Origin of the sequence: Desulfitobacterium sp. (genome assembly GCF_035539115.1) — a bacterium.
In the GTDB taxonomy this organism is placed as follows: domain Bacteria; phylum Bacillota; class Desulfitobacteriia; order Desulfitobacteriales; family Desulfitobacteriaceae; genus Desulfitobacterium_A.
This window is the reverse complement of sequence record NZ_DATLJA010000097.1, coordinates 1-6,509: the sequence shown is the minus strand read 5'-3', so window position 1 is coordinate 6,509 and position 6,509 is coordinate 1. Positions and strand designations below refer to the sequence as shown.

General features: G+C 42.1%; 6 protein-coding genes. 3 read left to right on the top strand and 3 right to left on the bottom strand.

The window, feature by feature from the left end; translation table 11 throughout:
- Nucleotides 1-122: 122 nt before the first annotated feature.
- A complete protein-coding gene (locus VM640_RS15570; RefSeq protein ID WP_325393861.1) occupies nt 123-635 on the top strand; it encodes a Fic family protein in 513 nt (170 codons plus the stop codon).
- 143 nt (nt 636-778) lie between these two features.
- On the opposite strand, the gene VM640_RS15565 is transcribed toward VM640_RS15570, so the two are convergent.
- Both VM640_RS15565 and VM640_RS15560 read right to left on the bottom strand, forming a co-directional pair.
- Nucleotides 779-1,630, bottom strand: a complete 852-nt coding sequence (locus VM640_RS15565) for an isocitrate lyase/PEP mutase family protein (RefSeq protein ID WP_325393859.1) — start codon at nt 1,628-1,630, stop codon at nt 779-781.
- 39 nt (nt 1,631-1,669) lie between these two features.
- A complete protein-coding gene (locus tag VM640_RS15560) occupies nt 1,670-2,977 on the bottom strand; it encodes an MFS transporter (RefSeq protein ID WP_325393857.1) in 1,308 nt (435 codons plus the stop codon).
- Nucleotides 2,978-3,580: 603 nt separating this feature from the next.
- Between VM640_RS15560 and VM640_RS15555 the strand changes: the two genes are divergently transcribed.
- Complete coding sequence (locus tag VM640_RS15555; protein ID WP_325393855.1) at nt 3,581-4,129, top strand: cupin domain-containing protein; 549 nt, start codon at nt 3,581-3,583, stop codon at nt 4,127-4,129.
- Between the two features lie 519 nt (nt 4,130-4,648).
- Nucleotides 4,649-6,031 (top strand): cell wall-binding repeat-containing protein, encoded by a 1,383-nt coding sequence (locus tag VM640_RS15550; RefSeq protein ID WP_325393853.1) that lies wholly within the window; start codon nt 4,649-4,651, stop codon nt 6,029-6,031.
- Between the two features lie 96 nt (nt 6,032-6,127).
- Here VM640_RS15550 and VM640_RS15545 read toward each other — a convergent pair.
- Nucleotides 6,128-6,509, bottom strand: a 382-nt coding sequence (locus VM640_RS15545; RefSeq protein WP_325393851.1) for an NAD-binding protein, incomplete at its 5' end; no start/stop codon positions are given.

Below are 6,509 nucleotides of genomic sequence, written 5' to 3'. Positions count from 1 at the left end.
TATTGCCAAAAAGTATCTGGAAACTCTTAACGAGCAACCAGTAGTGGTGTTGGGTACGCCAAAGATGTACAGGTTTGACGGATGTTCTTTCGTCGCCTAGAATCTTGAAGCTCTCCATTTCAATGGAGAGTAGTTCACATGGGAATGGAAGAATAGGAAGGCTTTTGATCGAACTTCTTCTGATTGAAAAAAAGGTCCTAAGCCAGCAAACCCTTTATATCTCATACTTTTTGAAGAAAAACAGAATTGAATATTATGATCGTTTGATGGAAGTCAGAATGAAAGGTAATTTTGAGCAGTGGATAAAGTTCTTCCTTTGGGCGGCCTATGAATCAGCTGAGGATGCAATAAAAACCATTGATGAGCTTGTTAAGCTCCATGATAAAAATTATGAAGTTGTAAAAAAGACAGGAAGGTCCGCCAAAACGGTTACAAAAGTGTTTCATTATCTTGAAAGCAGTCCAATTATAGATATAAAAAAAACGAGTGCGGAGTTGGAGCTTTCTTTCAATGCTGTTTCCAATGCTGTAAATAAACTTATCGAGCTTGGTATTTTAAAGCAAACAGAGAATATTCAAAGAAACAGGGTATTTGCCTACGAAGAATATTTAGGGATACTCCGAAAAGATACTTAAAGCAGAAATCAGAGTCCAAAGTACCGCATTTGCTAAAATAGGCAAAGCCCGATCACATTTTTCAGTGACCGGGCTTTAATTTGTCCAAACTACTCGCTTCGGACTTCCACACCGGCAAGTTTCTCGCTCGACCCCAATGTAGCTTAGAACATCTTATAACGTTTAGCCCTGTTCACAAATTCTTCGAACCCGATAAATTTCTCAAAATCCTCGGGTTGATCGAGTAACGGAACCATACTCTTATCAGACTGATTCATTTTCCACTTGTTTAAGGCATCTTTCACTCCTGCATAAGCAGCGTAAAGTGAAAAACCATAGTAAAGAACAAGATTTGCACCTGAAGCTTTTTCATCTTCGGCGGTGTAACCACTACTATCCGTGATCACGACTTTTGAGTTGATGTCTTTTCTGAATTTCTTCAAATCGGCAGGGGTAGCGCCCGCAAGGAAAACCATATCGGCTCCAGCCTCGGCATAAGCATTCACCCGTTCGACGGCTTCCTTCTCATCACGCATCGCCCAAAACGTATCGGTTCGGGCGATTATCGAGAAATTGGGGTTCTTTTTAGCTTCGACAGCTGCTCTGATTTTTTCTGACATTTGTTCTTTAGGTAAAAATACCTGGGGCGCATTGAGATGTTTGCCAAATTCATGATCCTCGATATGGATACCTGCTACGCCAGCCTGCTCGAAAGACTGTACTGTGCGCCAAATATTGGCAGCTTGGTAAAACCCATTTTCAGCATCAGCGATAACGGGGACTTTTACGGCTTGGGCGATTCTGCCAGCATGATTAGCCATTTCCGACATGGTAACAGCTCCCACATCGGCCAGTCCAAAAGCACTTGCAGCTGTGGCATAACTACCTACATAGAGTACTGGAAATCCTGCTTGTTGCGCTAATTGCGCAGAAAGAGCATCATAAACCCCAGGTACTGCCATAAATTCATTTTCATTCATCATCCGTTTTAGATTTGTACAATGATCTAACATCATAAAGACTCCCTCCATAAATAAATTATTAAAACCAAGGGGTTACACTACGCGATGTTCTTTGAGAAAGAGTGATGCGGTAAATCCAATCAAAGCGCAAGCCGTACCCAAAACAAATACTCCTGTGTAAGAATTTGTTCCTTTTATAATATAGCCAGAGACGACAGGAGCCGCAGCGCCAACTAACTGAGCGGCAGTATTCATTACTCCACCGATTGAGCCTCCAGCTTTTGTAGGAAACATCATCGTTGTAAAGGGCCAGATTAAGACCCACATGTTTACAAAGAGCGCAAAAATAACCATACCAGCCATTGTCACTGCTAAGGGAATTTTATTTCCGACTGAGGCAAAGATGATAAATACTGATGAAAAGATGGCGGTAAGGAGTAAGGCTAAGGATGCTGCTTTCTTATGTCCAATTTTATCGGATATCCATCCACTTAAGGGCTGACTAATAAGGCCGGGTATTGTTGCGGAAATTGCCCAGAGAAGCCCTGCTGATTTAACATTGATGTGGTAGGTAGTCCCTAGATAAGCAGCGAACCATGTAAAGACAAAATACATTGTACCTAGGAATCCAGCGTAAACTATGGCGATGATATAGGGATATTTTGAATGAAGCATTATATAACCAAAACTAGGCTCATCGAGATCCGGCTCACTTTTTGATTCAATATCCGCAGATTCCATTTTGTCGAGGGACGGTAATCCTATTTGTTCAGGTCTATTTTTTACTAAGAGCGGTACAAGGATGATCATGATGAGTCCTGGGATCGCTGAAATTAAAAATCCACTTTGAATATTGGATAAACCGGCAAAAGCTACACTTGTGACTAAAATTGGCATAAATGCGCCGCCTATAAACGTTCCTAAAGTCCCGCCTATTCCGAGTAGCCCTGTTTGTAGTCCACGATGGGAAGGTGCAAACCAGCGGGCAAGCATTGGATTGGCTGGAACCCAAATGGCTGCAGCTCCTGCCCCGATAAGGACGCGGGATAGAATGCCAAGTCCGAGATTCTGGACATTAAACGCGAAAAGAATACTGGCGAAAGCAATTAATCCAGTGCCAATCGTTATCGTCCAACGCGCTCCTAGCCATTTTTCGCTCATATAGCCCCAGGGTATTTGCATAATCGCATAAGCCCATAAATAGGATGAATCTACCCAGCCAACGGTCGAAGCGTCCCAGTTATACGTTTTCATCAGGGTTGGAATCACGGTTGGGATATTATATCTCATAAACACATCGACGAAATAAGCTAAGATCAAAACAATCAGAATAACCCAAGAATACCCATAGTAGGGTTTATTTTGAACACCAGATTTTTGACGACCTATTTCAGTGCTCATTAAAATCTCTCCTCCTTAATTCGCCTTCTATAGAGAGTGCATCCTGTCATTTTCGACTCAAGCAATATGTTTAGAACAATTGATCCCTCCCTCAGTTCATTTTTTTTGCTTGGTAGTTATTGATCCCCCCTTACCCTTTGATCTAATTACTAGAGCAATTAATGAGTAGTACGATATATTGCAGTATATTGTTTAAGAATATCTATTTTGTGTACAATATCAAATATATTATTACATATAAACGATATAATGCACTAAACCCATTATAGGGAGCTCTCCTTAACCTTGTCAAGATACATTCTGAAAATTATAATGTCTTCTAAGAATTTACTTATATTTTTCAACTCGTTAATAATTCTTTGCATCGACAAGGGTTCATTAAGTACAACTTTTGGGTTATGATAGGGTTATATCCCAAAAGAACTTATACATTTCAGCCCTAGCATTGTTAAAAAAAATCAATATTGTAACCACTGAAGTTCAATGAAAACCGCAGAAAAACCAAGAAACGTCAAAATGCCTGTAATAACGACAAAAAAGCTCCTTATAATTAGAGTTAGGGTACATTTAATACAATGCTAGTGACATTTCAGGAGTGATTTTATGGAGATAGGAAACATACTTAAACAACTAAGAGAAAGAAAAGGCCTAACTTTACGAGAATTAGGCGAAAAGGCCGGGTTATCTGCTAGTTTTATTGGGCAAGTTGAACGTGAAGAAACGAGTCCCTCAATTCGCTCACTTAAAAATTTAACCGATGCCTTGGAAGTCAATCTTATTGATTTATTTAGTGGAATTGATCAAGGGGAAGAATTACCACATATTGTTACTCCTGAAAAGAGGAGAAAGATCGAGTCGAATGAAGTGGGTATTGAACGGTATTTATTAACCTCTTTATTTAATCGCAATATTGAAATGATCCTTATCATTGCTCAGCCCGGATCATCAACAGGAGAAGGTTATTATTCACACGACGGAGAAGAGACCGGTTTTATAATTTCAGGATCATTAGTTACGGAAATTAATGGAAAGTCATATTTTCTACGTGAAGGTGATAGCATTAGTTTTAAATGTAGTGATCTTCATCGATGGGAAAATACTGGTATTCACACATCAGTCTCAATCTGGGCGATAACACCTCCGTCATTTTAGAAATACTCGAGCTCGGCTTTGCTTTGCTGTCGGGAATTCTCCCCCTCAAGATTCTACTCTACTGGGTTGGTATGCTCGCTGGTCTTTTCGCAGCCCTATCCTCGAGAGAAAGAATGAGAAGAGAATTTACCCATTTTATTTAAGGCCAAGGGTCGGAAATGGTCAGAAAAGAGGTCTGACCCCAACACAACGGGGAACAATGCTGACAATTAATAGGTTACATAAGAGATGTAAGTTGTGACCCCAATGTCACTTCGATCCCAGTGTTATAGCAACTAGTTAAATGCTTGATGCGGTACTAAACGAGTATTATCGATTGATCAGTGAGAAAACCTAAGAAATGTAGTAAAGCTGCCTTGAAAAAGGCAGCTTTACTATTGAGTAAATTAGCTTATTCTTATAGAAGTTCGTGTCTACCCAATATCCCAGATAACGTTTAAGTACCCCGCAATTCGCGAGGTGCTTGTCGTATCTATTAATGTAAAAACTTCACGCTTTAGATTATAAGGAGGAAAAGAAATGAAACGAAAAACAAAAGCTCTCTGGTCTATTATTTGCAGTACGAGTTTTCTCTGTACATTATCTCTACCAGCTCTAGCCTCGACAGATATGTCTCAGCAAGGGGGTCATGCCTCAGCAAAAACCCAGATTGCCCATCGTTTCCAAGGCCAAGATCGCTTTGAAACATCAATGTCGATAGCAAATGAGTTAGAGCAGGACCAACAGGTGCAAAATATAGTGCTGGCTTCGGGTTATTCTTTTCCTGATGCCTTAGCAGCGAGTACCTTAGCCTATCAACTTAAGGCGCCTATTATCTTAGCCGGTCATGGCTTCGAGGATTCCCAGGAAACGCTTAACTATGTTAAGGAGCATTTGCTGGCTGGGGGTACGGTTACGATTGTCGGTGGACATGGGGTAGTTTCCAAGCAGATTGAGCAATGGCTGACCGCTAATAACTATAAGGTAGACCGGCTCGGTGGCAAAGACCGTTTTGAAACCGATGAGTTGATTGTTAACCAATTAAATGTGGCTCAGGGAACACCAGTTATCCTAGCCCCTGCAGACAATTTCCCGGATGCCTTAGGAATCTCCTCCTTGGCAGCGAGCAAAGGCTTCCCGATCCTTTTGAGCAATCCTGGCAATCTTCCGCAAACTGTCCAAGACTTTTTAACGAAAGATAAACCAACCACTGTATATATTGTCGGTGGAGAAGGGGTTATGCGTCCAAGCGTAATCGATCAAATCAAAACGCTGGCTCCGAATACAAATGTCGTCCGCTTTGGCGGTGAAGACCGCTTCGGAACTTTAGCTCAAATTCTGAATACGTTCTATCCTAATCCAACCCAAATCTATGTTGCCAATGGCTATGAGTTCGCCGATGCTCTTGCCGGTAGTCCGCTGGCTGCCTCCAAAAATGCACCTATTCTCTTAGTCGATCCCAATGGCAACCATTTGCCGCAAAGTATAACTGACTATCTAAACATGCTGAGAAAGAATAATGTGACTCCGCAAGTGAATGTCCTTGGCGGTGAGGGTGCCGTCCCGCAACGTTTGATCGATCAAATTAATGAGATTTTACAAGGGACTGGAGAATCAACAGCTACAACAGTCTCAAGTGCAGTGACCACGGACAGCCAACACATAACCTTGACCCTGAGCAGTGCCTTGACAGGTACGATCGGTGATCCCGCAGCCTTTACAATCGCGGGAGTCGCTTCAAACCCTGTTGTCACGAATGTCGCAGTAAACGAAACAAAGGTAACCCTGACGCTCAGTACATCAGTTATGACTACTGATTCCGCAATCAAGGTGAGCTACACCAAGACAGGAAGCAACGATCTGACGAACGGCGCTCCGGTAGACAACTTCTCCCTCATTGCTGTAACGAATAACGTGCAATAAGGTTCTTGTTAATCAAAAGGGATCCGGCTTACCTTTCAAGGTAGATCGGATCCCTTCTTAGTTTCAGACTTTGGGCAGCTTCTGTTTAAAAAGGTCCTACTCACTTCGGACTTCGACACCGGCAAGTTTCTCGTAATATTGTACGAGAGCGCCATGGTCAGCTTGAGCTAAGCCTTGATTGTTTAAGAGTTGGAACATCTCCATAACGGTAGCGGTGAGCGGCAGAGGTGAACCTAGTTCATGTCCCGTCTCTAAAACATTCTTCAGGTCTTTAATATGCAAATTGATCCGAAATCCGGGATCAAAGCGCCGCTGGAACATGAGCGGGGCTTTCGTATCGAGGACGGTACTTCCTGCTAAACCGCCTCGAATCACTTGATAGACTGTCTCTGGATCGACGCCGGCTTTGGTTGCAAACAAAATAGGACCTTTCCTTCCTGTTGTCGCCAATTTCCATGCTTCCTTCATGATTCGCGGA